The organism is Xanthomonas sp. SHU 308, from assembly GCF_000364645.1.
Taxonomy (GTDB): Bacteria; Pseudomonadota; Gammaproteobacteria; order Xanthomonadales; family Xanthomonadaceae; genus Xanthomonas_A; species Xanthomonas_A sontii.
Window position 1 is genome coordinate 1 of sequence record NZ_AQOK01000429.1, and the last position, 593, is coordinate 593.

At 62.6% G+C, this 593-nt stretch carries 1 protein-coding gene; it reads left to right on the forward strand.

Annotated features, from left to right (window positions below; genetic code table 11):
• Positions 1-261: 261 nt before the first annotated feature.
• A partial coding sequence (locus D588_RS0114165; protein ID WP_017916449.1) for a transposase occupies positions 262-593 on the forward strand: 332 nt, incomplete at its 3' end.

A 593-nucleotide genomic window follows, 5' to 3' on the forward strand; every position in this document is an offset into this window, starting at 1 on the left:
CGGCTGAAGCCGCTCCTTGTATCTGGACATGTCGCCCCTAAACAGGCGTCATGTCTTCCGACTGATCATCGGAGGAGGTGTGGGAGGTCCAGTCGCTCCTAAAGCTTCGAGCTTGCATCGTAGATCGGCTCCGCCCTCCACATGCTGGCCCTTGTGTGTCCGAACGGTATCCAGAGTCCGCCCGCGGGCGTGAACTCGCATCGACAAGGCAGGACCGGGCCCAGCGCCGATCATGACCCTGACACGATGGAGGAATCGCCTATGTCTCCCGTCATCGGCATCGACGTCGCCAAACGCAGTTTCGATGTGGCCATCGAGCTGACCAATGGCAAGCACCGTACCAAGGCCAAGTTGTCCAACGATGCCAAGGGCTTCCAGGCCCTGCAGGCATGGCTGCAGACGCATGCCCAGCCCGATAGCTGGATCGCCATGGAGGCCACCGGCACCTACCACCAGGCGCTGGCCGAGTTCCTCCATGCACGCGGCTATCGGGTGTGCGTGCTCAACCCGGCGCAGACGGCCGCGTACGCACGCAGCCAACTCAGCCGGGTCAAGACCGATCGCAGCGATGCCAAGCTGATCGCCAGTTATGC